The 23,155-nt window shown below is 36.5% G+C and carries 25 protein-coding genes, 12 tRNA genes and 1 rRNA gene; 3 read left to right on the top strand and 35 right to left on the bottom strand.

What is annotated here, in order from left to right:
- The 14 genes from HNQ94_RS13145 to HNQ94_RS13080 all read right to left on the bottom strand — a co-directional run.
- Positions 1-177: ribosomal RNA gene (locus HNQ94_RS13145) — 16S ribosomal RNA — on the bottom strand; the annotation flags it as partial.
- 131 nt (positions 178-308) lie between these two features.
- Positions 309-385: transfer RNA gene (locus HNQ94_RS13140), tRNA-Ile, on the bottom strand.
- A 9-nt stretch (positions 386-394) separates the two neighbouring features.
- Positions 395-468, bottom strand: a tRNA-Gly gene (locus tag HNQ94_RS13135).
- Between the two features lie 20 nt (positions 469-488).
- Positions 489-565: transfer RNA gene (locus HNQ94_RS13130), tRNA-Pro, on the bottom strand.
- Positions 566-571: 6 nt separating this feature from the next.
- Positions 572-648: transfer RNA gene (locus tag HNQ94_RS13125), tRNA-Arg, on the bottom strand.
- Between the two features lie 83 nt (positions 649-731).
- A tRNA-Leu gene (locus HNQ94_RS13120) sits at positions 732-815 on the bottom strand.
- A gap of 47 nt (positions 816-862) precedes the next feature.
- Positions 863-947, bottom strand: a tRNA-Leu gene (locus HNQ94_RS13115).
- A gap of 6 nt (positions 948-953) precedes the next feature.
- Positions 954-1,029: transfer RNA gene (locus tag HNQ94_RS13110), tRNA-Lys, on the bottom strand.
- 89 nt (positions 1,030-1,118) lie between these two features.
- Positions 1,119-1,193: transfer RNA gene (locus tag HNQ94_RS13105), tRNA-Gln, on the bottom strand.
- A gap of 8 nt (positions 1,194-1,201) precedes the next feature.
- Positions 1,202-1,278, bottom strand: a tRNA-Asp gene (locus tag HNQ94_RS13100).
- A 34-nt stretch (positions 1,279-1,312) separates the two neighbouring features.
- Positions 1,313-1,384: transfer RNA gene (locus tag HNQ94_RS13095), tRNA-Glu, on the bottom strand.
- Between the two features lie 5 nt (positions 1,385-1,389).
- Positions 1,390-1,480, bottom strand: a tRNA-Ser gene (locus HNQ94_RS13090).
- A gap of 3 nt (positions 1,481-1,483) precedes the next feature.
- Positions 1,484-1,558 (bottom strand) — tRNA-Asn (locus tag HNQ94_RS13085).
- 180 nt (positions 1,559-1,738) lie between these two features.
- Positions 1,739-2,182: a SprT family protein gene (locus HNQ94_RS13080; RefSeq protein ID WP_174496712.1), complete on the bottom strand. Its 444-nt coding sequence runs from the start codon at positions 2,180-2,182 to the stop codon at positions 1,739-1,741.
- 262 nt (positions 2,183-2,444) lie between these two features.
- On the opposite strand from HNQ94_RS13080, the gene cmpA reads away from it, so the two are divergent.
- The gene (cmpA, locus tag HNQ94_RS13075) at positions 2,445-2,570 is read left to right on the top strand and encodes a cortex morphogenetic protein CmpA (protein WP_174496713.1); all 126 of its coding nucleotides are present in this window, start codon (positions 2,445-2,447) and stop codon (positions 2,568-2,570) included.
- A gap of 76 nt (positions 2,571-2,646) precedes the next feature.
- On the opposite strand, the gene HNQ94_RS13070 is transcribed toward cmpA, so the two are convergent.
- From HNQ94_RS13070 to acpS, 15 genes are all read right to left on the bottom strand, one after another.
- A complete protein-coding gene (locus tag HNQ94_RS13070; RefSeq protein ID WP_376697749.1) occupies positions 2,647-4,818 on the bottom strand; it encodes a Tex family protein in 2,172 nt (723 codons plus the stop codon).
- A gap of 157 nt (positions 4,819-4,975) precedes the next feature.
- On the bottom strand, positions 4,976-5,575 hold the full coding sequence (locus HNQ94_RS13065) for a PP2C family serine/threonine-protein phosphatase (RefSeq protein ID WP_174496714.1): 600 nt from the start codon (positions 5,573-5,575) through the stop codon (positions 4,976-4,978).
- Positions 5,572-6,363 (bottom strand): RNA polymerase sigma factor SigB, encoded by a 792-nt coding sequence (sigB, locus tag HNQ94_RS13060; protein WP_174496715.1) that lies wholly within the window; start codon positions 6,361-6,363, stop codon positions 5,572-5,574. The genes HNQ94_RS13065 and sigB overlap by 4 nt, the downstream gene beginning before the upstream one ends.
- Positions 6,335-6,814, bottom strand: a complete 480-nt coding sequence (gene rsbW, locus HNQ94_RS13055) for an anti-sigma B factor RsbW (protein WP_174496716.1) — start codon at positions 6,812-6,814, stop codon at positions 6,335-6,337. Before rsbW ends, sigB begins: the two co-directional genes overlap by 29 nt.
- Positions 6,814-7,143 (bottom strand): anti-sigma factor antagonist, encoded by a 330-nt coding sequence (locus HNQ94_RS13050; RefSeq protein ID WP_174496717.1) that lies wholly within the window; start codon positions 7,141-7,143, stop codon positions 6,814-6,816. Before HNQ94_RS13050 ends, rsbW begins: the two co-directional genes overlap by 1 nt.
- An 81-nt stretch (positions 7,144-7,224) precedes the next feature.
- Positions 7,225-8,214, bottom strand: a complete 990-nt coding sequence (locus HNQ94_RS13045; protein WP_260400936.1) for a PP2C family protein-serine/threonine phosphatase — start codon at positions 8,212-8,214, stop codon at positions 7,225-7,227.
- 19 nt (positions 8,215-8,233) lie between these two features.
- A complete protein-coding gene (locus tag HNQ94_RS13040; RefSeq protein WP_174496718.1) occupies positions 8,234-8,635 on the bottom strand; it encodes an anti-sigma regulatory factor in 402 nt (133 codons plus the stop codon).
- A gap of 2 nt (positions 8,636-8,637) precedes the next feature.
- Positions 8,638-8,994, bottom strand: a complete 357-nt coding sequence (gene rsbS / locus HNQ94_RS13035; RefSeq protein WP_174496719.1) for an STAS domain-containing protein — start codon at positions 8,992-8,994, stop codon at positions 8,638-8,640.
- Between the two features lie 4 nt (positions 8,995-8,998).
- Positions 8,999-9,868 (bottom strand): RsbT co-antagonist protein RsbRA, encoded by an 870-nt coding sequence (gene rsbRA / locus HNQ94_RS13030; protein ID WP_174496720.1) that lies wholly within the window; start codon positions 9,866-9,868, stop codon positions 8,999-9,001.
- 256 nt (positions 9,869-10,124) lie between these two features.
- Entirely contained in the window at positions 10,125-10,475 is a 351-nt protein-coding gene (locus tag HNQ94_RS13025; protein WP_174496721.1) for a type II toxin-antitoxin system PemK/MazF family toxin, read from the bottom strand.
- 5 nt (positions 10,476-10,480) lie between these two features.
- Positions 10,481-10,762, bottom strand: a complete 282-nt coding sequence (locus HNQ94_RS13020) for an antitoxin (protein ID WP_174496722.1) — start codon at positions 10,760-10,762, stop codon at positions 10,481-10,483.
- Positions 10,763-10,963: 201 nt separating this feature from the next.
- On the bottom strand, positions 10,964-12,121 hold the full coding sequence (alr, locus tag HNQ94_RS13015) for an alanine racemase (protein WP_174496723.1): 1,158 nt from the start codon (positions 12,119-12,121) through the stop codon (positions 10,964-10,966).
- 770 nt (positions 12,122-12,891) lie between these two features.
- Positions 12,892-13,914 (bottom strand): LolA family protein, encoded by a 1,023-nt coding sequence (locus HNQ94_RS13010; RefSeq protein WP_174496724.1) that lies wholly within the window; start codon positions 13,912-13,914, stop codon positions 12,892-12,894.
- A gap of 58 nt (positions 13,915-13,972) precedes the next feature.
- Positions 13,973-15,463, bottom strand: coding sequence for an NAD(P)H-hydrate dehydratase (locus HNQ94_RS13005; protein WP_174496725.1), 1,491 nt, complete (start codon positions 15,461-15,463; stop codon positions 13,973-13,975).
- A gap of 57 nt (positions 15,464-15,520) precedes the next feature.
- Positions 15,521-15,883: a holo-ACP synthase gene (gene acpS, locus HNQ94_RS13000; RefSeq protein ID WP_174496726.1), complete on the bottom strand. Its 363-nt coding sequence runs from the start codon at positions 15,881-15,883 to the stop codon at positions 15,521-15,523.
- Between the two features lie 103 nt (positions 15,884-15,986).
- On the opposite strand from acpS, the gene HNQ94_RS12995 reads away from it, so the two are divergent.
- On the top strand, positions 15,987-16,601 hold the full coding sequence (locus HNQ94_RS12995) for a rhomboid family intramembrane serine protease (RefSeq protein ID WP_174496727.1): 615 nt from the start codon (positions 15,987-15,989) through the stop codon (positions 16,599-16,601).
- Positions 16,602-16,848: 247 nt separating this feature from the next.
- On the opposite strand, the gene HNQ94_RS12990 is transcribed toward HNQ94_RS12995, so the two are convergent.
- The 3 genes from HNQ94_RS12990 to HNQ94_RS12980 all read right to left on the bottom strand — a co-directional run bounded on the left by HNQ94_RS12990 (position 16,849) and on the right by HNQ94_RS12980 (position 18,963).
- On the bottom strand, positions 16,849-18,126 hold the full coding sequence (locus HNQ94_RS12990; RefSeq protein ID WP_311771630.1) for an MFS transporter: 1,278 nt from the start codon (positions 18,124-18,126) through the stop codon (positions 16,849-16,851).
- Positions 18,127-18,246: 120 nt separating this feature from the next.
- Complete coding sequence (locus HNQ94_RS12985) at positions 18,247-18,633, bottom strand: YppG family protein (RefSeq protein ID WP_174496729.1); 387 nt, start codon at positions 18,631-18,633, stop codon at positions 18,247-18,249.
- Positions 18,634-18,708: 75 nt separating this feature from the next.
- The gene (locus tag HNQ94_RS12980; protein ID WP_174496730.1) at positions 18,709-18,963 is read right to left on the bottom strand and encodes a glutaredoxin family protein; all 255 of its coding nucleotides are present in this window, start codon (positions 18,961-18,963) and stop codon (positions 18,709-18,711) included.
- 209 nt (positions 18,964-19,172) lie between these two features.
- On the opposite strand from HNQ94_RS12980, the gene HNQ94_RS12975 reads away from it, so the two are divergent.
- Positions 19,173-19,790 carry a class I SAM-dependent methyltransferase gene (locus HNQ94_RS12975; RefSeq protein WP_174496731.1) on the top strand — a complete coding sequence of 206 codons (618 nt, stop codon included), beginning with the start codon at positions 19,173-19,175 and terminating at the stop codon, positions 19,788-19,790.
- Positions 19,791-19,817: 27 nt separating this feature from the next.
- On the opposite strand, the gene HNQ94_RS12970 is transcribed toward HNQ94_RS12975, so the two are convergent.
- The 3 genes from HNQ94_RS12970 to HNQ94_RS12960 all read right to left on the bottom strand — a co-directional run bounded on the left by HNQ94_RS12970 (position 19,818) and on the right by HNQ94_RS12960 (position 23,151).
- Positions 19,818-21,248, bottom strand: coding sequence for a hypothetical protein (locus HNQ94_RS12970; RefSeq protein ID WP_174496732.1), 1,431 nt, complete (start codon positions 21,246-21,248; stop codon positions 19,818-19,820).
- Positions 21,241-21,939 carry an ABC transporter ATP-binding protein gene (locus HNQ94_RS12965; RefSeq protein WP_174496733.1) on the bottom strand — a complete coding sequence of 233 codons (699 nt, stop codon included), beginning with the start codon at positions 21,937-21,939 and terminating at the stop codon, positions 21,241-21,243. Before HNQ94_RS12965 ends, HNQ94_RS12970 begins: the two co-directional genes overlap by 8 nt.
- 111 nt (positions 21,940-22,050) lie before the next feature.
- A complete protein-coding gene (locus tag HNQ94_RS12960) occupies positions 22,051-23,151 on the bottom strand; it encodes a hypothetical protein (protein ID WP_174496734.1) in 1,101 nt (366 codons plus the stop codon).
- Positions 23,152-23,155: the final 4 nt, after the last annotated feature.

Raw genomic sequence — 23,155 nt, 5'->3', positions numbered from 1 at the left:
CCGGTTTCCCGGAGTTATCCCAGTCTTACAGGCAGGTTACCCACGTGTTACTCACCCGTCCGCCGCTCGTTCCACAAGTTTCACCCCGAAGGGATTCACTTGCTTCCCGCGCTCGACTTGCATGTATTAGGCACGCCGCCAGCGTTCGTCCTGAGCCAGGATCAAACTCTCCAATAAATATTGGATGCTGACATCCTTGTAACTCGTTTTGTTGCTTTGCTATTTAAAAAATAGCGAATTGACGTACTGGTTATTTTGTTCAGTTTTCAAAGTTCAAAAGAGTTCTTCCACATTACAATAGTTTGTAATGGTGGGCCTGAGTGGACTCGAACCACCGACCTCACGCTTATCAGGCGTGCGCTCTAACCAGCTGAGCTACAGGCCCCAAATATAATGGAGCGGGTGATGGGAATCGAACCCACGACATCAGCTTGGAAGGCTGAGGTTATACCATTTAACTACACCCGCATTATGAAGTTGATAAAAGATGGTCGGGAAGACAGGATTTGAACCTGCGACCCCTTGGTCCCAAACCAAGTGCTCTACCAAGCTGAGCTACTTCCCGAGCTAATGGCGCGCCCGAGAGGAGTCGAACCCCTAACCTTTTGATCCGTAGTCAAACGCTCTATCCAATTGAGCTACGGGCGCATTTTTTTAGCGACAAAATATATTGTAACATACCATAAATTATTTTGCAATAGTTTTTTAAAACTTCTTTTCAGAAGCTTTAATGCGGTCGAGAGGATTTGAACCTCCACGGGGTTAACCCCCACTAGGCCCTCAACCTAGCGCGTCTGCCGTTCCGCCACGACCGCATAACAAAACGAAAAAAATAAAATTGCTATGAAACACAGCAATTAAATGGTGCGGGTGGAGGGACTTGAACCCCCACGTCATAAGACACTAGATCCTAAGTCTAGCGCGTCTGCCAATTCCGCCACACCCGCTAAGTGTGGTGAGCCATGGAGGATTCGAACCTCCGACCCTCTGATTAAAAGTCAGATGCTCTACCGACTGAGCTAATGGCTCAAGATGATTTAAATATATTACTAATATGTTTCCATTCTATTAATGAAGATACTAATAATAGTTTTGGATTGAAAAAAAGGCATAAAAAATGGCTGGGCCACCAGGGTTCGAACCTGGGAATGACGGAATCAAAATCCGTTGCCTTACCGCTTGGCTATGGCCCAATGCTTAATGGCGGTCCGGACGGGACTCGAACCCGCGACCTCCTGCGTGACAGGCAGGCATTCTAACCAACTGAACTACCGGACCTACTATTTAGTTTGACGCACATAGAAAATGTGGATGACCCGTACGGGATTCGAACCCGTGTTACCGCCGTGAAAGGGCGGTGTCTTAACCACTTGACCAACGGGCCATTAATGGCGGAGAAGGAGGGATTTGAACCCTCGCGCCGCTTACACGACCTACACCCTTAGCAGGGGCGCCTCTTCAGCCACTTGAGTACTTCTCCATTTGGCTCCACCGGTAGGACTCGAACCTACGACCAATCGGTTAACAGCCGATTGCTCTACCACTGAGCTACGGTGGAATATTCATAAATGATTTGTCTGCGTTTGTTTATTAAAAACGCGACGATTGATATCGTACTATACATTTCGTTAGATGTCAATGCTTATTGGAAAGTTTTTTGAAATTACTTGTTTGTTTTGGCCCTTAACTTGGGGCTTATTTAATTTAACACGGTCAGGATTATTCGTCAATGGTTTTTTTAATCCTTTTTTAATCTCCCTTTACATTTCCCACAGCGGTATTTTGTTACATTTACTTTCCGCACTCTTCTATAGGTATAACCACATTGCACACATCTATATACATGATTTACTTCCCTTTTTTGCGAAGGAAGAAAGCTACAATGTCTCGGTGAGTTTGTTTGCACCAGTAGTTGTTTGAAATCTTGATCCATATGGCGATATCCTTTTCCCTCGATGTGCAAATGATAATGGCAGAGTTCATGCTTAATAATACCAATTAACTCCTCCATCCCTAATTCCTCAAGATACTTAGGATTAATTTCGATTACTCTCTTCGCTAACATGTACCTTCCACCAGTTGTTTGTAAACGGGAATTAAAAATAGCTTTATCCGCAAACTTCTTATGGAAGTACTTTATAGAAATCTCATTCACTAAGTCTGTTAGTTCTTTATTGTTCATCCCATTTGCTCCATCTAAGAAAGTCCTACTTATAATTGTACAAACTTTTCTTTCGATGAACAAGACTTGATTTTTTCACCCTGTTACATTAAACCCCTAAAATAACAATCAACTATTAGGATGTTTCATTTAACCAAAGTTTATCCTCAAAACGTTCTGTTTTTATTAGGGAAGGTTTTACTTTACTTCTATATAATACATACGAACCTAAACGGCAAATCTGCATAAGATAAAGATAACAATTCGATTTGGAGGGGGTTATATGCCTAACTGGTTGTTAAATCAAATGGAAAGCGCATTTCGTTCAAAGGATAAATATCAAATCAAACTCCTTAACCAGTGTTGGTTTTTTTATCGAAAACGATTCACTGCTGATAAATATACTTAAAAAGTGATTTATTCATTTTGGTGATAAACATAAAAACCTAAAAACCACAGGCAAAAATGTGCCTGTGGTTTTTCTACTATGAATGAGGATTTAACATTGTAAGAGCAATTCTTTCTCGTTGGACATTCACATCATCGACCCACACCGTAACAATATCACCTACGGCCACCACATTAAGTGGATGCTTAACATATTGATTCGACAATTTAGAAATGTGCACAAGACCGTCTTGTTTTACACCAATATCAACAAATGCTCCAAAATCAACAACGTTCCGCACGGTACCTTGTAATTCCATACCTTTTTTAAGATCATCCATTGAGAGTACATCTGTTTTTAAGATTGGTTGTGCGACCTCATCCCTAGGATCTCTATTTGGCCTTTCGAGTGAATCCACTATATCCTGTAATGTCGGTTTCCCTACACTTAATTTTTCAGCCATTTCATTTACGTCAATTTGCTTTAATGCTTCTATTAACTGTTTTTCCCCTAGTTGTTCAGTTGATTGGTTTAATAACGCTAATAGTTGTTTTGTTTGTTCGTAACTTTCCGGGTGTATTGGAGTTTGATCAAGCGGCTCCTTACCTTCAACTATCCGCAAAAAGCCTATTGCCTGCTCATATGTTTTGGCACCTAAACGAGGAACACCCTTTAGCTGCGCTCTACTCTCAATTTTCCCATTTTCATCACGGTATTTCACTATATTGTTTGCCACTGTTTTATTCAAGCCTGACACGTACTGTAAAAGTGAAGATGATGCTGTATTAACATTAACACCCACTTGGTTTACAACCGTTTCTACTACGAAAGTTAAAGACTCACTTAGCCTTTTTTGACTAACATCGTGCTGATATTGACCAACTCCAATGGATTTCGGATCAATTTTCACCAGTTCACTAAGTGGATCTTGTAGGCGTCTCGCGATGGAAATTGCACTTCTTTCTTCAACCTGCAAATCCGGAAACTCTTCCCGCGCTAATTTTGACGCAGAATAAACACTAGCGCCTGCCTCATTTACTATTACATAACCAATATTTAATTGGTGTTTCTTTATCATATCTGCAACAAATTGCTCTGTTTCCCGAGATGCCGTACCATTACCGATAGCAATAAGATTAACAGGGTAGTTATTAATCATATGCATAAATATTTTCTCCGCCCCAACCTTATCATTCTTTGGAGCAGTTGGGTACATGACGTTAATCTCATGTTTTTTACCTGTTTCATCTACAACTGCAAGCTTACAGCCTGTCCGAAAAGCAGGGTCAACCCCTAAAACGGTTTTCCCTCTAAGAGGTGGTTGCAGCAAAAGATTTCTTAAATTTTTTGAAAATACATTGATTGCGTTTTCTTCCGCTTCTTCTGTTAAGGAACTTCTTAATTCTCTTTCAATGGAAGGTTCAATCAAACGTTTATATCCATCTAAAGTTGCTTCCTCAAGTATTATTCGACATTCTTCGTTGGGCTTTTGTATGACCATCTTATTTAAATAAGAAGTAATCGTATCTTCAGGTGCTTGAATTTTTACTTTTAAGATATCTTCTTTCTCCCCACGGTTCATAGCCAACACTCGATGGGAGGCTATCTTTCGAACAGGTTCTTGAAAGTCATAATACATATGATAAATACCTTTTTCATCTTTTTCTTCATCTTTAACAGAAGTCAATAATAAGCCGTGATCGAATGTTTCTTTTCTTATTTTTTCCCTATATTTTGGTTCATCTGAAATCCATTCAGCTATAATATCCTTTACCCCTGCCAAAACATCCTCAACATTTTGGAGTTCATGCTCTTCTGATAAATACTGCACAGCTTCTTCTGAAAAAGAAACATTTTGCTGTTCCCAAACTATCTTAGCAAGTGGCTCTAAACCTTTTTCTTTGGCAATCGTCGCTCTTGTTCTTCGTTTTTGCTTATAGGGACGATATAAATCTTCTACTTTTTGTAATTGTTCAGCAGCTAGGATTTCTGTATGTAGCTCTTCTGTCAGTTTTCCTTGTTCATCAATTAGTCTTATTACTTCTTCTTTTCGTTTACTTAGTTGAACCCCATATTCATAATGATCTTGAATATCTTTAATTTGGACTTCATCCAAACCACCAGTCTGTTCTTTTCGATAACGAGCAATAAAAGGAACGGTATTACCCTCTTTAAGTAAGTAAATAACTTTTTGAATTGTATTTATATGTATACCCATTTTCTTGCTCACTGTTTTTATAATAAGTTGCTCCTGATTTTTTTCTTCCACATTAAATGCCTCCTCACAAGACGGTCTATCTATAATTTGCCATACTATAACATTTTACCAAAAAAGAAATAATACATAAAACGGTCATCAAAATTAAGCAATAAAAAACCCACCTTATGGCGGGTTTTTCCAAATAAATACGGAGCAAACAACTTTTTTAATGTACGTATTTCATAGCGATTAATGTTGTGTCATCATTTTTACCTTCTACATTTATTTCGCTATAATGCTTGGTCACTTCTTCACATTGACTTAATTGAATACAATTTTTTAATAAGAACTTCTCTTCCACACCATCCGAATACATAAAAAAGGTTTGACCTGGTTCAAGCCTTCCTTCAAAGACTTTATACCGTGCAGGAGTACCGCACAAATATCCTGCAGTTGGTATATACCTTTTTTTCTCTCCATTTTGATGAAGCATGATAATGCCTATGTTTCCAATTGATGTTATTTTATAGGTGCCATTAAGCAAGTCCATTTTTAATATACCTAGTACTGCACCACGTTTATTATATAAATTGTCATTGCAATTTTTAATGATAGAATCAATTGTTTTATTAAAATGCTTTTCCAAAGTAGTTACGACTGCTTGTGATGATTCTTTTGCCGGTTGCCCACTACCTAATCCATCAGCTATCACACATATAAATTCATCTTCTGTTTCTTTATAAAAAAAACTATCTCCAGAACAATCATTTCCTGTTTTAGCCTTTTGATAAACGGATATTTGGATTTTATTTTTAGCTTCTTTCAAAATAAAACCTCCGGGCTATCAGACTGGAGAGCCTCCCTTAATTTTCTTAAGGCTCTTCTTTGAATACGGGAGACATGCATTTGAGAAATACCTAAGTGGTCACCAGTATCCTTTTGACTCATATTTTGAAAGTATGTGCATTTTAATATTTCTTGCTCTCTTTCTGACAGTATTGGCATAAGCTTTTCCAATAATATTTTGTAGTCAACTTGATTGTAACCAGCCTCATTTGCACCAACTATATCAAGTATGGAAACTTTTCCACCCTCAGAATCAGCTTCAATTTTTCGGTCTACAGATAGAGCTCGGTAACTTTGCCCCATTTCCATAGCTTCTAATATTTCCTCTTCGGAAACACCTAAGTAATCAGATATTTCTCGGATAGAAGGGGAATGTTGAAGGGTTGTTGTGAGTTGTTCAACAGCCTTTTTAATTTTTGGACCTAATTCTTTTATACGCCTAGGTACATGAACACTCCAGGTCTTATCACGAATGTACCTTTTAATTTCTCCAATTATTGTTGGGATAGCGAAGGACTCGAAGGATTTACCAAATGAGGGATCATAACGTCTAATAGCAGCCATAAGACCTAACATACCCACTTGAACTAGGTCTTCGTGTATGGAACTGTTTTTTGAATATTTTTTCGCAATGGAATGAACAAGGTCTTTATATTCGAGTACAATATTTTCTTGTGTTTTTTCGTCAGCTGGATTGGTTTGAATATCTTTAATCCACTGGTATATTTCACCTTCACGATCACTGTGTGGTTGAGATTTGGTCGTCATTACGGCCCACCTCATTTTTTTGAAGATATTTTGTCATAATAACAATAACACCATATTCATTGTTTATTTCAACTCGATCCATTAGTGCGTCAATAAGAAAGAGACCAAAACCTCCTTCTCTTAACCCTTCTACAGATTCTGTTGATTTATATGGACCAATTTTTTTCTTAATTTCTTTTAAATTAAAACTACCGCCATGATCTGCAACCATAACTTCTAAACGGTCAGCATATATCCCGAACCCAATCGTTACTTCTCCACCATCTAGTTCATGATACGCGTGCTGCACTGTATTTGTAATTGCTTCTGAAATAGCTACCTTTAAGTCCTCAATCTCTTCAAAAGAAAAGCCTACCCTATTAGCAATACCAGAAATCGTAAGGCGGACAACCCCTACATACTCAGGTTTAGCCGGTATCTTTACTTCTATAAAGTCAAATGGCTCCTGCATTATAATCCACCTCTAATACTGCTTTCTATTTGAAAAACTTCTTTCAGGCCGGTTATATCAAACAATCTAAATACTCTCTCTTGAAGATTAATGAGAAGTATTTTTGAATCATACTCTTTCGTCGATTTAAGCGCGCTAATGAATACGCCTAAGCCCGTACTATCCATGTAATGGATTTTATCCAAGTAAACATGAACAGTAGAACCTCTCTCTTGGGTCAATGGAAGTAATGTATCTTTTAGCTTTGGTGCTGTGTAAACGTCGATTTCTCCAGAGAGTTTTACTTCATGAACATCTTCGTTTTTTGAAACATCAATCGTTAAGTTCATGTCTGAACCCCCAAATCTTTTTGTGTTAACGTTTAGTTTATACCCGGTTTAAAAATGGGTTAAACATCAAAATACAAAATTCTATCTTTCTCGTCTTAGAATAATTAACGTAAAATCATCTCTTAAGTCAAAGTCTTGAAGACGTTCAAAATAACGGTAAACATTTTCAACAATATGTTGAGCTGGTAAGTGAATATATTTCTGTACAACATCCACCACTTCTTGTCGCTCAATAAATCTGTCACCTTGTCTACATTCTGTTACACCGTCTGTAAGCAATAGCACCGTATCACCTACTTCAAGACTCTTTGAATAATTGATGTAAGAAACGTTATTTTGTACTCCTAATACTATACCTCTTGCATCTATTTCTTCAAACTGCTTACTTTTCGCCTTATAAAAGAATCCAGGCTCGTGACCAGCAGAAGAGTAGGTAAACTCATGCGAGTGAATATCATAAACCCCATAGAACATTGTAATAAACATGCCCGCTTCTACATTACGCTCAACTACTCTATTTAATAACTCCAAAATAGAATTAGGAGAAAAACGTTCATCAGAAAAGCTATCTAGCGCATATTTAATCATGGACATACAAAGGGCAGCTGGAATGCCTTTTCCTATAACATCAGCAATCCCTACACCAACATTACCACTTGAATCCTTAATGAAGTGATGATAATCTCCATTCATCTGTTTTGCCGCAACAGATAAAACCCCAATATCTAATACCTCAACATCTGGTATAACGGTATTTAGCAAGGTGTCTTGCATATTGGCAGCAACTTCAATTTCGGATTTTAGTTCCAGTTGTTTCTCCCTTAAATCCCTTGCTTCTTGGTGTACTATACCATATGCTATCATCGTTTCTAACAAAAAGTCTAGGGATCGTTTCATTTCCTTAGGTAATTCAGGGTACAAACTTTTTAACGATTCAATATGTATTTGCACAATTTCATCAGGAGATACGTCCTTTTGAAGTAACTGCTTACTGAATTGTTCTGCTTTATACAATGCTTCTTCATTTTCGGTTAACATGTATTGTTTCATTAACTCTTTATACTTTTCCAACTCTCACTCAAAACCTCCTCTAACGGAGCCACTTTACTACCGTTATTTCCGTCCCTTTGCCTACTTCTGATATTATATCAAAATCATCCATCAAACGTTTAATCCCCGGTAAACCTGCCCCTAAGCCTCCTGAAGTTGTATAGCCATCCTCCATTACCTTACTAATCTCTTCTATACCTGGTCCTTCGTCAATAGCAACAATTTTTATGCCTTTTTTATTTACCCCTTCAACAATATCAAAACAAATTTTACCTTTTTGGGCATATAGGTAAATGTTCCTTGCCAGCTCTGAAATAGCAGTAGCAATCCTAGCCTGATCAACAGAGCCAAAACCTAAGTTTTTAGCAATGTCTCTTCCATATTGACGAGCACCAACAATGTCCCATTCTTTCTTTATTGGTATACAGGATTGGTTGTTCATGTTTATTCCTCCAATTCCTGTCTGAGTTTGATCAAGCCTTTTTCTAGATCAAGTGAAGTCGGGACATCTTTTAAATGGATACCTAAATCAATTAAAGTAATCGCAACAGCTGGTTGTATACCTGTTAATACAACCTTTGCTCCCATAAGATCAGACATAGAAACAACATCGCCCAATACTTTAGCAATATAGGAATCAACTATATCTACAGAGGTTAAGTCAATGACAACTCCTGTCGCACCTGTTTCATGAATTTTCTTCAGAAGATCTTCTTGGAATTGGATAGCTGTCTGATCATCCAAATCTATTTGTATGGAAATCAATAAATAATTATGTAATTTTAAAATTGGAATTCTCATCATTTCAACCCTTATTGAGTGAATCAATCATATTTTCCATTTCATTTCCTTTGTCCTTTAGATTCACTACTGCTCTATCCGTAATTTCTAGTGCTGATTGAAAACCTTTACGTAATGAACTTTTTGTCGGAAATTTGCTTAAATCAATACCTAAATTTACAATCGTTTGAGCAATTTCAGGTCTGATTCCAACTAAAATACATGTGGAACCAACTAAACGTACAGCTTCTGCAGCTTGAATAATATGGTGAGCAACCATCGTATCCACAACCGGAACACCCGTAATATCAATAAGTACTACTTCTGCATTATGCTTTATTGCTCCCTCTAACAAGTTTTCCATAATAAGCTTTGCTCTTTCGGTGTCAATTGTACCTATTAGAGGCATAACAGTGATACCGTCCATAACAGGAATTAATGGTGCAGATAGCTCTTGAAGAGCAACCTTTTGTAAGGATACCGTACTTTCCCAACTACCTGAGTATTCACTTACTAAAAAATTCACAATCGGGTCTACCCATTCATCTACACTTTCCAACACTTGTTTAAAACGTTCTGCATCAAGTGTTTCACTTCTTTCAATAATAAAGTTTGTCGTCACTCGACGAAAAGCTTGCATCCCCTCAGTTAAGTAGTTTAACGGCCAACCAAAATTAATAATTCGTTCTGCAAAATCTTTTAAATCATCTTTTGAACCTTGATTTTGAACAGAAACGAATATAACATTAACAAACTCTCTATTCGTACTATCAAAAAGCTCTTCTGATATTGTTAACGAATATTTATGTACGGAGTTTTTCTCCACTTCATTAATCCACTTTTTAACTATTTCGTCACTATTCCCCAATACTATATCTTGTAGAACCGTATCCATTTTGAACCCTCCCATTTTTGAACGTAATCTTGATCTATTATTACAGTCCGTACCCTATAACATTTCTATCATACAGAAAATATATATCCAGTAGTAATTGAACAAACTATTCTTACTATAATGTACCATTCAAATCCAAATTAAGCCAACTACTATAATGTGCGAAATTTCTATATTTTAGACAATAGTGTTAAACCATTCTACCCAGACTCCTATTTCCGTACAAAAATAAAAAGCTACTCAATTTTCGAGTAGCTTAAAAGTCTATAAGTCCGAGACTAATTTGTAAAGCTTCATCAACCCGCTTCATTAATGTCTCATCCAATTGTGTTATATTGTCTGTTAATCTCTGTTTATCTATCGTACGTATTTGTTCTAGCAATATGACCGAGTCACGTTCAAATCCATACTTACTAGCATCTATTTCGACATGCGTCGGTAGCTTAGCTTTCTGTATTTGCGCGGTAATAGCAGCAACAATACAAGTAGGGCTAAAACGATTACCTATATCATTTTGAATGACTAATACAGGGCGAACGCCACCTTGCTCAGAACCAACTACTGGTGATAAATCCGCGAAAAAGACGTCGCCTCTTTTAACCATCAATACAGTTACACCCCACTCACTAAGCGCTCCAGGGTGTTTTCTGCCTCCTCTTCAGCTTGAAAGGCCTCCGATGCAATATTTAGATTAATATTAGCCATTTCCACATAACCACGGCGCATAGATTCTCGGATATCACGTTTTTTCTTTTCACGCAAATACATTTTTGTAGCTTGGCAAATCAAGTCGTTTCGGTCGCAATCCTCGTTCTTCCCCAAATTGTCTAGCTCCCTTACCATTTTCTTTGGCATTTTAATTACAATTTCTTGTGAGCTCTCGGACACACCCATACACCTCCACATTGCTTAACCTGACAAATGTATAAATCCACTATAATCATACCATGCAAATAATTGCTTTGCAAAGCCTTCTGGGCATTTTCATAGCCACTATTTTTGTTACATTCTATATTACTAAGAAATACTCTGAATGAGTCTTCTTTATCTTTATTCCAATTTTACACATTTATGCTTTATTTTAAACAAATTTGTTTAACATAATAAATAATTGTGACGGGAAACAACCTGATCGTTCTCTTTATAAACTCGGGGTACTCGATAGCTAATTTGACATGGAATTTCATAATTAATTGTTTCTAAACGATCGGCAACCTCATCCACTGAAATTTCTTCCTCTTCCTGGCGACCAATTAATGTAACCTTCGTACCGATGTCATAAGCATTATCCAATTTTACCATAAACTGATCCATACAAATGCGGCCAATTATAGCCATTCTTTTTCCGTGAATTAACACGGTTGAACCTTGGAACTTTCTTACCCAACCATCTGCATATCCTAGTGGTACTGTTCCAACCCACTCATCCTCACTAGCTGTATACGTACATCCATAGCTAACACTTTCTCCCTTACTTAACTTTTTTACATGAATTAATTTGCTGTGAAGGGAAAATGCTGGCGATAAAGGGATTGGCTTTTCCTCTTTTACATAAGGAGATGGATATAACCCATACATACTAATCCCAAATCTGACGGCATCCTGCATCTGATTGGGAAAGCGTATGCTAGCAGCACTATTACTTGAATGGACAATGAGCGGATGTGCAACATATTGCTCCAGTACATTCAAAAACTCGTTAAATTTCTCCTTTTGCTTATCATAATAAGTCATGTTATCTTCATCTGCTGTAGCAAAATGAGTGAAGATACCATCTATATGAAATTTTTTATCATTAAGCTCCATTAGCAACTCTTCTAATTCGTTTTTAGAACGCACTCCAAGTCTACCCATACCAGTATCTACTTTCACATGTAAAGAAAGGGTACCATTAACATACTGTTTGGCAGTCTTCACCCACTCTTTTTGGAAAGTAGTAAGAATAATATTTTTTTCAATAGCTACTGATACGTCCTCTGGTCTGACCCATCCCATCACAAGAATAGGAGCCTTTATTCCCGCATCCCTTAATTTAATTGCTTCATCTAATATAGCTACGGCTAAACCATAAACACCTGATGATAATGCGGCTTCAGCTACTTGTATATCCCCATGTCCATAAGCATTTGCTTTTACAACAGCAAATATCTTTTTTCCATTAGGTAAAATCCGCTTCAGCTGTTCAATATTCCTTTTGATCGACTGTAAGTCAACCTCTACCCAAGAATCTCTATAGAAATATGGCGATGACAAGTGTGGAACTCCTCTCAACACATAACATTATTTTCTTCTATTATTCCTATAGTGGTTTGAAGTGTCAAATGCATTATTTCATCATCCTTCCAAGAGAGCGAATAAAAACTTTTTGCGAAGAGCAATAATGTCCGGAAAGATGCAATTCTTTCAAATAACCTATAACAAAAATTGTTATTTTTTCGCCGTTTGCTTAAACTACGAAGTAACTATAGGTTTGCATTTTGATGAGTGCTATACGACCGCTTCGGCAGAATACTTCGCTTTCCGCGGGCACGGCCTCAGCCTCCTCGCAGAAAATCGCTGCTGCGGGGTCTTCAGACACGTGCGGTCCCGCAGGAGTCTACGTATTCTGCCTACGCTAGTAGTAATTTTCTGATTCAAGAATAGTGATAATCATAAAGTCAAGACATTTTATGAGAATCCCCATACCTATCACTTTGGCTATATTTCAACTTTCTTCCAAACATCAGTACTTTGAATTATAACAAGTTACAAAGCACATGATCAGCGAGGGAAATACACGTAGACTCCTACGGGACAGCGAAGACGTTGAGACCCCACAGCGAGCGTTCTGTGCGAGTGAGGAGGCTCAGCGCGAGCCCGTGGAAAGCGTAGTGTATTTCCGTAGCGGTAGGATTTGCACATATCAAGTTGCGTCGCATTTTCCATCTATTGCGTAAAACAACAATCTATTAGAACCTGGCTTAAAATAAAGAATAAAAAGCAGACTCTATACTAGCATGAGCCTGCTTTTTAAAAATAATCCTTTATTTCATTTCTTTTCCCTCTACAGATGACGCAACTTGAATCATTTCTTCTCTAGTTAAGTCTTCACTAGCCAAGTAAAATCTTGTGTTGTTGTGACTCCATTCAAGTGTTTTTTCTGTCATTGCACCAATCGTAAATCCTAGATCAACTGGCTCACCTTTGACCGAAACCGGTTGAGATAGACTTGTAGGGTAAGTCGTATACTTTTCCTCAATTAAAGTGAAGTTTTTCTCGCCCTCAAAAGTAAGAATAACTCTTTGACCATTTTCGAATTCTACTTCTTTTTTCGCAGCGAGTGAAGTTCCTTCCGGTTGGTATAACGGATAAAGAACCGTCAAGGATTGATCTTCGGCTGAAGCCATAGCAGGCACTTCTGCTATACTGCTCGTTAAGTTTTTCTTTGTGTCAAAGTCATCCTCTGCAAATTCAGGATCGAATTCAAAGGCCGAGAATTGGATTTCTACTAAAGCTGTAAAATCCTTATCAAACACTTTTACCATAACCGGCTTGAATGTTTTCTTGTCGAAATAAATTTCTTGGGTTGGTAAGTTTTTATTGCTTTGATAGTTTGTTTTTGTTGTGAAAACGTAATGATTATCTGTTTTCTTAAATTCCGCTTCCTTATCCTTCAAAATGTCGTTTACTAATGAAGTATATAAATAAGGTTGGCTAGTGTTATCAGGCCATTCGCTTTGGAATTTAAAACTCTTATTTAATGCTGGTGTTAAAACGAATACACCCTCATTATTACGGAGAATGATTTGATTCCCCTTCTCACTGTTTGGGTTATTTAGTTGTACGCGATAAAAATCTTTTTTCTTGTGCCAAACATCAATTTCGTAGCTCTGTACTTCTTCACCAGTTTTTAAATTCATCTTTGCCTGAGCTTTGTAGCCATCCATTTCTTCTACTTTCTGTTCAAGGGAATCTACTACATCTTGTTTAGATTTTTCACCACAAGCAGACAATAGAAGAATTAGTATTAGTGCAGTCAAGCTCCAGAGCAAATGTTTTTTCTTCATATTCACAACTCCTTTGCCTCATTTCAAAGGACAAAGGGAACAATATGCACCTGAAAAGTTAAGAAAATGTATGGAAAACACTACCGATTCCTTCCATTAAATCAGTTGCTAATAAGTCATATTTAGAATATCGACCATTTTCTATTAAATGATCAGCAGAAGCTCCATGTATCCAACACCCATTGCATAAAGACGTTATTAAGCAGGCTCCTTGCATCATAAAACTTAACAATATTCCTGCTAGCACATCCCCACTCCCCCCTTTTGCTAGTCCAACATTACCATTGGTAATAACGAACTGCTCTCCCTGAGGATTCGTGATAATAGTGAATGGCCCCTTTAAAACAAGATGGACATTATATTCTTTTGCAAAGGCTTTTGAGTAAGTAAATGGTTTTAATAACAACCTTTCAGTAGTTATCCCTAAAAGCCTGGCCATTTCACCTGCATGCGGTGTCAACACAGTTGGATATTCTCTTTCCTTAAGTAAGGAAAGGTTCTGTTTCAAATAATAAAGGGCATCTGCATCAAGAAGTAAGAGACTTTTTACTTGTCGAATTACTTGTTCTATCAAAGAAAAGGCTTTTTCAGTACGACCTAACCCCATCCCCACAGCAACCGAAGTATATTGATCACTTAAGAAGTCCATTTCATCTACCGTTTTATAAGTTGCTTCCGGAACATAGGAAGCTATAGCTGGAATATTCTGTCTGGTAGTCCCTATTGTAATAAGTCCTGCTCCCGAACGAAGCGCAGCCCGCGCAGTCATCATTACAGATCCTGGCATTTCATCCGATCCACCGATTACTAATCCTTTCCCAAATGTACCTTTATGGGCAAATCTCTTCCTTTTTGGTAATGTAGCTTGCACATTATTTCTTCCCCAGGTTTGTACAAAACTTGGTTTTATTGGGGGAATTAACCCTATATCTAGTGGCACCCATTCCCCATAATAGGAAGCATACCTTTCCAAAAAAGCTGTAATCTTAGGATATTGGATAGAAAAAGTTACATTGGCATATAAACCATCTTTAACTTCAACGCCTTCATCTGCAGGAATACCTGTAGGAATATCAACCGCTACCTTATAAATGGATAGCTTGTTAAGCTGTCCAACGACCTCTTTGTATGGTGATTTCAAGTGTCCTTTCACACCTATACCGAGCATACAGTCAACAATAGCTTCTGTATGAACTAATATTCCTCGTAGCTGGTTTTCACTTTTGTAAAAATGAAATGGCACGGATAACTTTTTCAAAATGTCGTAATGGAATTTGGCATCACCATTTATTTTCTCTTCATCCACAAGACTAACTACCTCCACATGGTATCCTCGTAAATGAAGTGTTCTTGCGATTACAAATCCATCTCCGCCATTATTACCAGAACCAGTAAAGATAAGAATACGACAAGTATTAGCTACTCGTTTCTCAATATTTGTTGCAACTGCCCTCCCTGCATTTTCCATCAAAATCTTTCCATCAATACCAGCAGATTGAACCGTATGGCTATCTACTTCATACATTTCCTTTGCGGTGACTATGTGCACATCGTTCCCTCCTACCCGCACTAAAATAATATGAGACAAACCATCCGAATATGCAGACTAGCCTTCTTGAATAATAACTTCTGCTATAACAAACTCTGTTCCATGGGAGATAGAGACGAGAATATTCTTTCTTTTTTCTCCGTTTATATAGATTTCGGGTTTGCCCTTATCATCGGAAATCACTTCTATATCTAAAAAAGAAACTTCACTACCTATCCCTGTTCCATAGGCTTTTGCATAGGCTTCCTTGGCAGCAAAACGACCTGCTGTATATTCTATTTTCCTTTTCCAAGAGGAAATATTATTCAAGAATTCCCTTTCCTGCTTCGTTAAAATTTTCTCGTAAAATCGCTCATTATTTTTTATTATTTTTTCTATTCTTTTTAACTCGACTAAATCGATTCCTAAACCTTTGATCATCTTTTCACCTTCCACACCTATGTATTTAAGAACAACGTTCAAGCATTTCTCCATATAAACATGTATAATAATGTAATAAAACTCCAATTAAATAGGTGATATTATGTTTCTTCGTACAGAAAGTTTTAAAGAATTTATCCGTTTCTATCCAATTGTCAGTATTATTATAGGCATAAACCTAGGCTTGTGGTTATTAACTGAGTTTTTACCTATTCCCATTTTTCAGGTTTTGAGAGATTTAGGCCTTGGCCACAACGGTCTTATTTCATACAATCAAGAATACTGGAGATTATTTACGGCGATTTTTTTCCACTTTGGGTTAATGCACACCATTTTTAATTCTTTCTCTCTCGTACTTTTCGGACCTGCTTTAGAACGATTATTAGGGAAAGCAAAGTTCTTCGTTGTTTATGTCATTGCTGGCCTTGTTGGTAACATAGCCACACTTTGGCTAGGCTCACCCTATGTTATACATGCTGGTGCTTCCGGAGCTGTTTTCGGGCTGTTTGGCGTCTATGTATTCATCGTTGTATTCCGAAAGCATATTTTAGATTATCAAAGCACTCAAATCATTGTTGTCATTACCATTATTGCCCTTATTATGACATTTTTACGTCCGAACATAAATGAGTACGCCCACATTTTCGGATTTATAGGTGGTTTTGCATTAGCACCTGCTCTTCTAAACAAATACCGCTCCAAGTCAAATTGGATATGAAAAATGGTCTGGAATTTAGCAGGAAATCTGCTAAGTCCAGACTTTTTTGTTTACTCCTCAATCTTGTAAAATAGTATTAGTTATATTCTCTTCTTTTACAGTTCAAACTACTGATTATGTACCTACACCAAATATACCAAACTATCACCTCTTATTAGCAATATATTCTTTGTATCCTTTACTTATTAGATATTTAGAGGTTAACAAAAATAGCAGCACGGAGGGAATTACCTCGTGCTGCTATTTATTATGTTTTTTTATACTCCGGTTTATTTGATAGTAGTGCTAAGATTCCAGCTACTAACGGAAAGATAATAATAAGTATAAGGATTTCATTATAGCCATGAAACCAATCAAAAAATAACCCAAAAGGAAGTGGTCCTAAGGCTGAACCGACAACCATAACGGATTGAGCTAGCCCTTTAATACTTCCTAAATGTTCCCTACCAAAGTAGTTGGGCCATACAATACTTAACACAATTCGCTCTAAACCATTAACAATACCCCATACCGCACCGTAGACAACAGCACCTATAAAGGATGAAAGCTGCAATAAAAATAAGATTGAAATAATATGTCCTAAAAAGGTCAAAGCCAACACATACTTCACATGAAAGCGATCAACTAAATAACCAGATACAAAAGAAAGCGGAAAACCTACTATTGCCATTAATGCTAGAATCATGGACGCTTCGCCAACGCCAAGTCCCTTAAGTTGAATGATGGAAACAATATGAAAAGTAATCCCAGTGTTGACCAATGCGGGGACTCCCACACAAAATAAAATAAACCAAAATGCTTTTGTTTTCATTGCTTCTTTAAGTGTCCAACTTATTTCATTCACTTCAATATGTAAGGATGATGATACATTATTCGTGCTATGTTTCCCATCAATTTGGAGACCAATATCTTCTGGTTTATTTCGTACAAACAAGAATGCAATTGGAACAAAGATAACTAGTAATAACACGCCCCAAATTAGCCAAGTCGTACGCCACCCCAATGTACTATTAAGATATGTGTTTAGTGGTGGAAATAAAGCCGAGCTTACAAACCCACCAATAGCCATAATACTTAATGCTTTTCCTCTTTTACCGAAAAACCATTGTGGTACGAGAGTATTTGGCAGTAGAGTAAGTGAACCTTGTCCGAATAAACGTAACATAAAAAATCCTAAAAACATCATCACAGGTCCAATAATAAAGCTATTCCAAAAACACGTTATCGCAAGCATCAGACCTATTACGGTCATCATTATGCGCTGCCCAAATTTGTCGGTTAATTTCCCAATCAAAAAAAGAAGTAATCCTGCTAATAATGTGGCAACAGAATAAAGTCCTGAAACAAACGAGTTGGAATATTGAAATTCCTCAATATAGTAATCCTTGAATATTGAAATCGAATAGGTTTGACCTGGTCCTGAGAAAAAAACACTCAAAGCAGCGACAGCCACAACTATCCATCCGTAATAAAATTTCGTGTGAATCGGTGCTTTCGTTTGATCTAACGACGACAAGATTTCCACCCTTTCCATAAGCCAATGCTATCTATTTTAACATAGCTTAGGGAATTTGTTATCCGAAAACACTTTGATTCGATGGACAAAGTAAAGCACGGCTATCGTAAGGAACGATAGCCGCACTCTTTATGCCTTAAAACCTTTCATAAAAGTACCGAGTTGTTTAACAATAGGTGAAACTTGGTGAAAAGTATTTGCCATTTGGCCAACAGTCGAAAACATCTTATCAAAGTCCATTTGGCCATTTTGATCTTGAAAATACTTCATAAAACCATTCATATTTTTTGGTCCAAATGAATTGGCACCATAATTGTTACCTTGTTGCATCGGAAAGTACCCCATAGGCATAGGTGGTTTTTGAAATTGCTCATAAGGAGTGCTAGATCCAACAGCGTTATTATTAGGTTGTTGCATATTCATTTGTGGAAATGATTGTTGTGGATAGTTATATTGCTGAGAACCCATTGGTTGAAAGTAATTCATGTTCGGATTTTGCCTACCCATTTTATACATAAAAACACCCCCTGTTCATTCCCTTTTTCATACATTTTATGATGGGACAAACGGTGGGTGTGCTAATTAGTATTGCTATTCATCATGATTATTATGAACTCCTAATTTATGAGCTAGATTTTGCTTTTGAAAGCCTAATATATAATCTTCCCCTACAAATACTGTAGGTGTTCCAAAAATCCCTTTTCTCTGTAAGTGTTCTAAATGTTCATGATTGCTAGAAACGTTTTTTTCTTTATATTCTATATCCCATTTTTCCAATTGCTCTATTACTTTTTCGCTTTGAACACAATCATAGCTAGTATATACAACAATTTCTCGTTGACCCAAAATATCACCTCTTAGCAACCAATGATGTTATTAATCATGCTTCCTTTTTATCTTTACCCAGCACCTTTTACAATTAAACATTGTTATCGTTATTTCCAGATGAAAAGAACAATATATGATTTCGTTCTCTTAACCAAAGCTTATATAGGATATGTTATGATGAAAAATATTGTAATCGTCTTAATAACTATACAAAGGTGGTGAGCGACATGTTAAAGGATACAGGAGAAAGAGTGATACCGGAATTGATGGATCCGATGAATAAGCTTTTATTAGAGCATATTGCTCGTTATCAATTTGTACTACCATACGTAAAAGGAAGAGTTCTAGACCTTTCCTGTGGAGCTGGTTATGGAACACATCTTATAGCTAAAGAGGCCAAAGATGATATTGATGAAATAGTCGGGATTGACATTGATAAAGACATTATTACGTATGCACAAGGAAAGTACTATCATCCAAAATCAAGTTTCATGATTCAAGATGCTACTGACAAAAGCCTTCCAAGTAAATTAGGGTTATTTCATACAATTGTTAGTTTCGAAACAATAGAGCACATAGAAGAAGAAGAGGTACTTTTAAACAATTACTATCATTTATTAGAGCCTGGTGGAACACTTATTGTTTCCACTCCGTTCGGTGAAGGGAGAAATATTCCATGCGGTTCCCCATTTCATGTTCACCAATTGACTCCGGAAGAGTTTAGAGCATTATTTACTGCATACACAGAGGTTTCGTTCTTTTATCAAAAAGGCGTATTAATTGAACCACATCCAGCTAGAAAAGATGTCCATTATCCATTAGGAATAGCTGTATGTAAAAAATAACAACGAAGTGCCTAGCATCCTCAAATGCTAGGCACTATTTACGTCTTTGATTTCCAAATTATTTATTAGCACAAATGCGACGAGTAGAATGGTACTTATCATGCTAATCCAAATACTAATTAAGCTGAAAAATATTGCTACCATCATAGATAACCGCAACAGATATAGACTCCTATATGATCTATAAAATCCTATCATGTTATTCGATCTGACTAAAATAGAAATAAAAAGGTCTATATACATCCACAGGATATAAAAAAGAAGATGAAAACCTATCGCCCAAACACTTATATGATGGAATAACAGCATCCCTGCTATTGCCAATGAAACGAAAAACACCAAGACAACATACCATTTTTTAAAAGATTGGAACCATGGTCGGAACCTCCATGGTAAAGCATGTAAGATGGGCTGTTGAAACTGATAAGCAAATAAACTCGCAACCATTTGATTCATAATAAAAATGGCAAGCGGGATAGATACACTAAGTAACCATTTCCCTTGTAATCCTAGCCCAATGATAAGGAGAAATATCGTACTAATTAGCTTTAATAATAAATCCCCATGCTCTTTTAAAAAAACTCTCCATAGCCTTATAGATATAACGGATAAATCATAAGGTAGTGGTTTCTTGGCTTTTTTTCCATGAAACAATTTGTTAAACAGTTGGTACTTTTTCGGCGGTTTTATCGGTACTTTCGTCAAACTCTCTACTAGGTACATACTCCACACTTTTATATCACTATAACTAACAACTTTAACCCAATCTACATGACGAAGAGGTTTATAAAAGAGTAATATAATGGCACCAACAGTAACGATAGAGATAAACAACCACAAAAGTATTGCACTCGGAATAAACTTACTCAAAAAAATATATCTTATACATGCAAAAAGGAGTACAACTAGGAAAATTTTAGCTATTTTTTTAAAACCTGAATCTTGAAAGAGCCTCCATTGAATGGCAATACCAGCCATATGGGCAATCCAAATAATAAAAATTATTTTACTTATGAATAGATAGGACAATGGTGTAAGCAAAAAGATGACAACATGCAACACAAAAAAGATGAAAGTTAACTTTAAAACCCTTTCTTTTAAGCAATAAAGCCAAATCCGTTCCTTTATATAGGGCATCAAGCTTAGTTGATATTCCGTACTCGTCACATATACTCCAGGGTTTCTATAGGAAAAAATAAATGCCCGTATAATAAGTGCACCAAACAATAAAAAAAGAACGTCATTAGATACATTTTCAAACATGCTGAAAATAGGTTCAAACTCTCTTAACCAATTCTGTAGTGCGATTAGACTTATGATAAGGAAGAAAAATAAATATATACTAATGGTTATGTCAAGTACTGTGGCCAAAGCCTGCCTGTATATTTGCAACTTCTTTTGAAAACGATTTTTTCTAATCCATCTGTATGTATGGAATAAGGAAGGATAGTCATTCATCTATCTTTCTCCTTTTTAACCCATTAAAACCTGTTATTTGACCCGATTCTGCTATTTGTCCATTTGATAACAAAACAAACTCATCACACAAGTCAGTAACCTTCTCCAACTGGTGGGTTGTAATTAAAATAGAAGTACCGTTTTCTTTTTTCTTTGCTAGTTCTTCCATTAAAAACTGTGCAGCATAAATATCTAGTCCCATAAAAGGTTCATCAATTAAAAGTAGAGGTACATCTGGAATTAGTGCACATATTGTCTGGACCTTTTGTCTCATCCCTTTTGATAATAACTCAGGAAACTCGTTTCTCTTATCACGAATGTCAAAAGCTTCTGTGTAATAAGTTATTTTCTCCTTCAATTCTTGTTCACTAACAAGATAGCTTGAACCGTATAGTTGAAAATGCTGTTCGACCGTTAATTCTGACATTAAAAGTGGTTCTTCTGGAATGTAAGAGAAAAGGGTTTTAAATTGTAAAAAGTCATCATCCTGACTGATACCTTTAATTTTGATTTCACCCTCACTTTTTTCTTGCCACCCCATTATTGCTTTCATCGTAGTAGACTTACCAGCACCATTATGACCAACTAGTGCGGTGATTTTCCCAGAAGGAACTTGAAATGAAATGTTGTTCAAAATAACCTCATTTCGTATAGATAGCCCCAAATTATTTACTTCTAGACAATTTGTCATCTTCTATTACTTCCTTTTCACATATTTAACCTTATTGATTAGTACGAAATAAACAATAATTTGTTTCAATTAACCCTAAAAAACTGCCCTCATTGACAGGGCAGTTTCCGTTTATTCGTTCTTCTCTTTTAGTATCTTTTCAAGTGAATCCTGAAATGGTCTTCCTTCATCAACTGATAGGTACACTTTATTTACAATTTTTTGTAATCCAAAAGCTCTATATGAAACAACAGGTTCTGTCAAATAAACAACAAATTGAGGTAATTGCTTCTCAAACCCATTTAATGTAAGGTTTAACGCGCCTTTATCTTTATCTATCTCCTTGATAGGTCTATCATTCAAAGAGAACGCACCAATTTTTTCATAAGGTATAGCCACATGGAATCGTAAGCCTTTTTGGAGATGAATACCTTTTGAATCCAACACTACTGGCGACAATGTAATGGCACGATAATCGGCAATTAAATAACATAAGGCAAAAAGGTCAAATAAAGTGATAACCCAAGCTAACAAGTGACTAATTTGCATCAATAATAAGTGAACGGCAATTATTTCAATCGCTAACGCATGTGCTAGCATAATAAAGACTCCGAGGTATTCCCCATTTTTATGATAAGAAAAATGCAGGGTATTATTTGAAGTGCTTTTCCCTTTTTTTCTCCAACTAAAAAACACATAATAAATTACCGCAAGATCAGTAGACAGCATTTGTAGTACTTTCTGGTATTGGTTAAGTTTCTTTATTCGAAATGAAAATGTTTGTTTTACTGCCTCCATAAAGGATCTGAGAAAATGGTGATATTCTTCTCTCTGTACCCTAATATTTTCTTTCAGTAATGGTAGACGCTTGAAAAGATATAGAATGAAGAGTAACTCTAATAAAATAATAGAGACTTCTGCCAAAATTACCGCTTTATTAATGTGATTTAAATATTGATCGGCATAATCCGGGATAAACCAGTTTGCTAGAAAAAGCCCGGCAAATGAAACGGGGACAAAAATAATGAAGGAAGGTTTTCGTTTTAATATAAAGAAGTAAACAATTAGAGGAAGAATGATCGTCAAATCAATTACCGTTCCAACTGCCATTAATGGTGTAACAAACCCTAAAATCTCTAACTTCATGAGCAAAAAATTGGGAACCAAAATGATGAATATGACTACGAGCATCCATTTACTAGAAATAGTATGTATAAAATTTTGATTAACCATAGAC

It is taken from the genome of Salirhabdus euzebyi (assembly GCF_014207435.1).
GTDB lineage: Bacteria > Bacillota > Bacilli > Bacillales > Alkalibacillaceae > Salirhabdus > Salirhabdus euzebyi.
This window is presented reverse-complemented; position numbering and strand designations above follow the sequence as displayed.

Excerpts from the sequence above, each read along its gene's own strand:
- HNQ94_RS13080 (WP_174496712.1), bottom strand. The coding sequence starts at position 2,182 with ATGAACAATAAAGAACTAACAGACTTAGTGAATGAGATTTCTATAAAG.
- cmpA (WP_174496713.1), top strand. The coding sequence starts at position 2,445 with ATGCCTAACTGGTTGTTAAATCAAATGGAAAGCGCATTTCGTTCAAAG.
- sigB (WP_174496715.1), bottom strand. The coding sequence starts at position 6,363 with ATGACGACCAAATCTCAACCACACAGTGATCGTGAAGGTGAAATATAC.
- rsbW (WP_174496716.1), bottom strand. The coding sequence starts at position 6,814 with ATGCAGGAGCCATTTGACTTTATAGAAGTAAAGATACCGGCTAAACCT.
- HNQ94_RS13050 (WP_174496717.1), bottom strand. The coding sequence starts at position 7,143 with ATGAACTTAACGATTGATGTTTCAAAAAACGAAGATGTTCATGAAGTA.
- HNQ94_RS13040 (WP_174496718.1), bottom strand. The coding sequence starts at position 8,635 with ATGAACAACCAATCCTGTATACCAATAAAGAAAGAATGGGACATTGTT.
- rsbS (WP_174496719.1), bottom strand. The coding sequence starts at position 8,994 with ATGAGAATTCCAATTTTAAAATTACATAATTATTTATTGATTTCCATA.
- rsbRA (WP_174496720.1), bottom strand. The coding sequence starts at position 9,868 with ATGGATACGGTTCTACAAGATATAGTATTGGGGAATAGTGACGAAATA.
- HNQ94_RS13020 (WP_174496722.1), bottom strand. The coding sequence starts at position 10,762 with ATGGGTGTGTCCGAGAGCTCACAAGAAATTGTAATTAAAATGCCAAAG.
- HNQ94_RS13010 (WP_174496724.1), bottom strand. The coding sequence starts at position 13,914 with ATGAAGAAAAAACATTTGCTCTGGAGCTTGACTGCACTAATACTAATT.
- acpS (WP_174496726.1), bottom strand. The coding sequence starts at position 15,883 with ATGATCAAAGGTTTAGGAATCGATTTAGTCGAGTTAAAAAGAATAGAA.
- HNQ94_RS12995 (WP_174496727.1), top strand. The coding sequence starts at position 15,987 with ATGTTTCTTCGTACAGAAAGTTTTAAAGAATTTATCCGTTTCTATCCA.
- HNQ94_RS12985 (WP_174496729.1), bottom strand. The coding sequence starts at position 18,633 with ATGTATAAAATGGGTAGGCAAAATCCGAACATGAATTACTTTCAACCA.
- HNQ94_RS12975 (WP_174496731.1), top strand. The coding sequence starts at position 19,173 with ATGTTAAAGGATACAGGAGAAAGAGTGATACCGGAATTGATGGATCCG.
- HNQ94_RS12970 (WP_174496732.1), bottom strand. The coding sequence starts at position 21,248 with ATGAATGACTATCCTTCCTTATTCCATACATACAGATGGATTAGAAAA.
- HNQ94_RS12965 (WP_174496733.1), bottom strand. The coding sequence starts at position 21,939 with ATGACAAATTGTCTAGAAGTAAATAATTTGGGGCTATCTATACGAAAT.
- HNQ94_RS12960 (WP_174496734.1), bottom strand. The coding sequence starts at position 23,151 with ATGGTTAATCAAAATTTTATACATACTATTTCTAGTAAATGGATGCTC.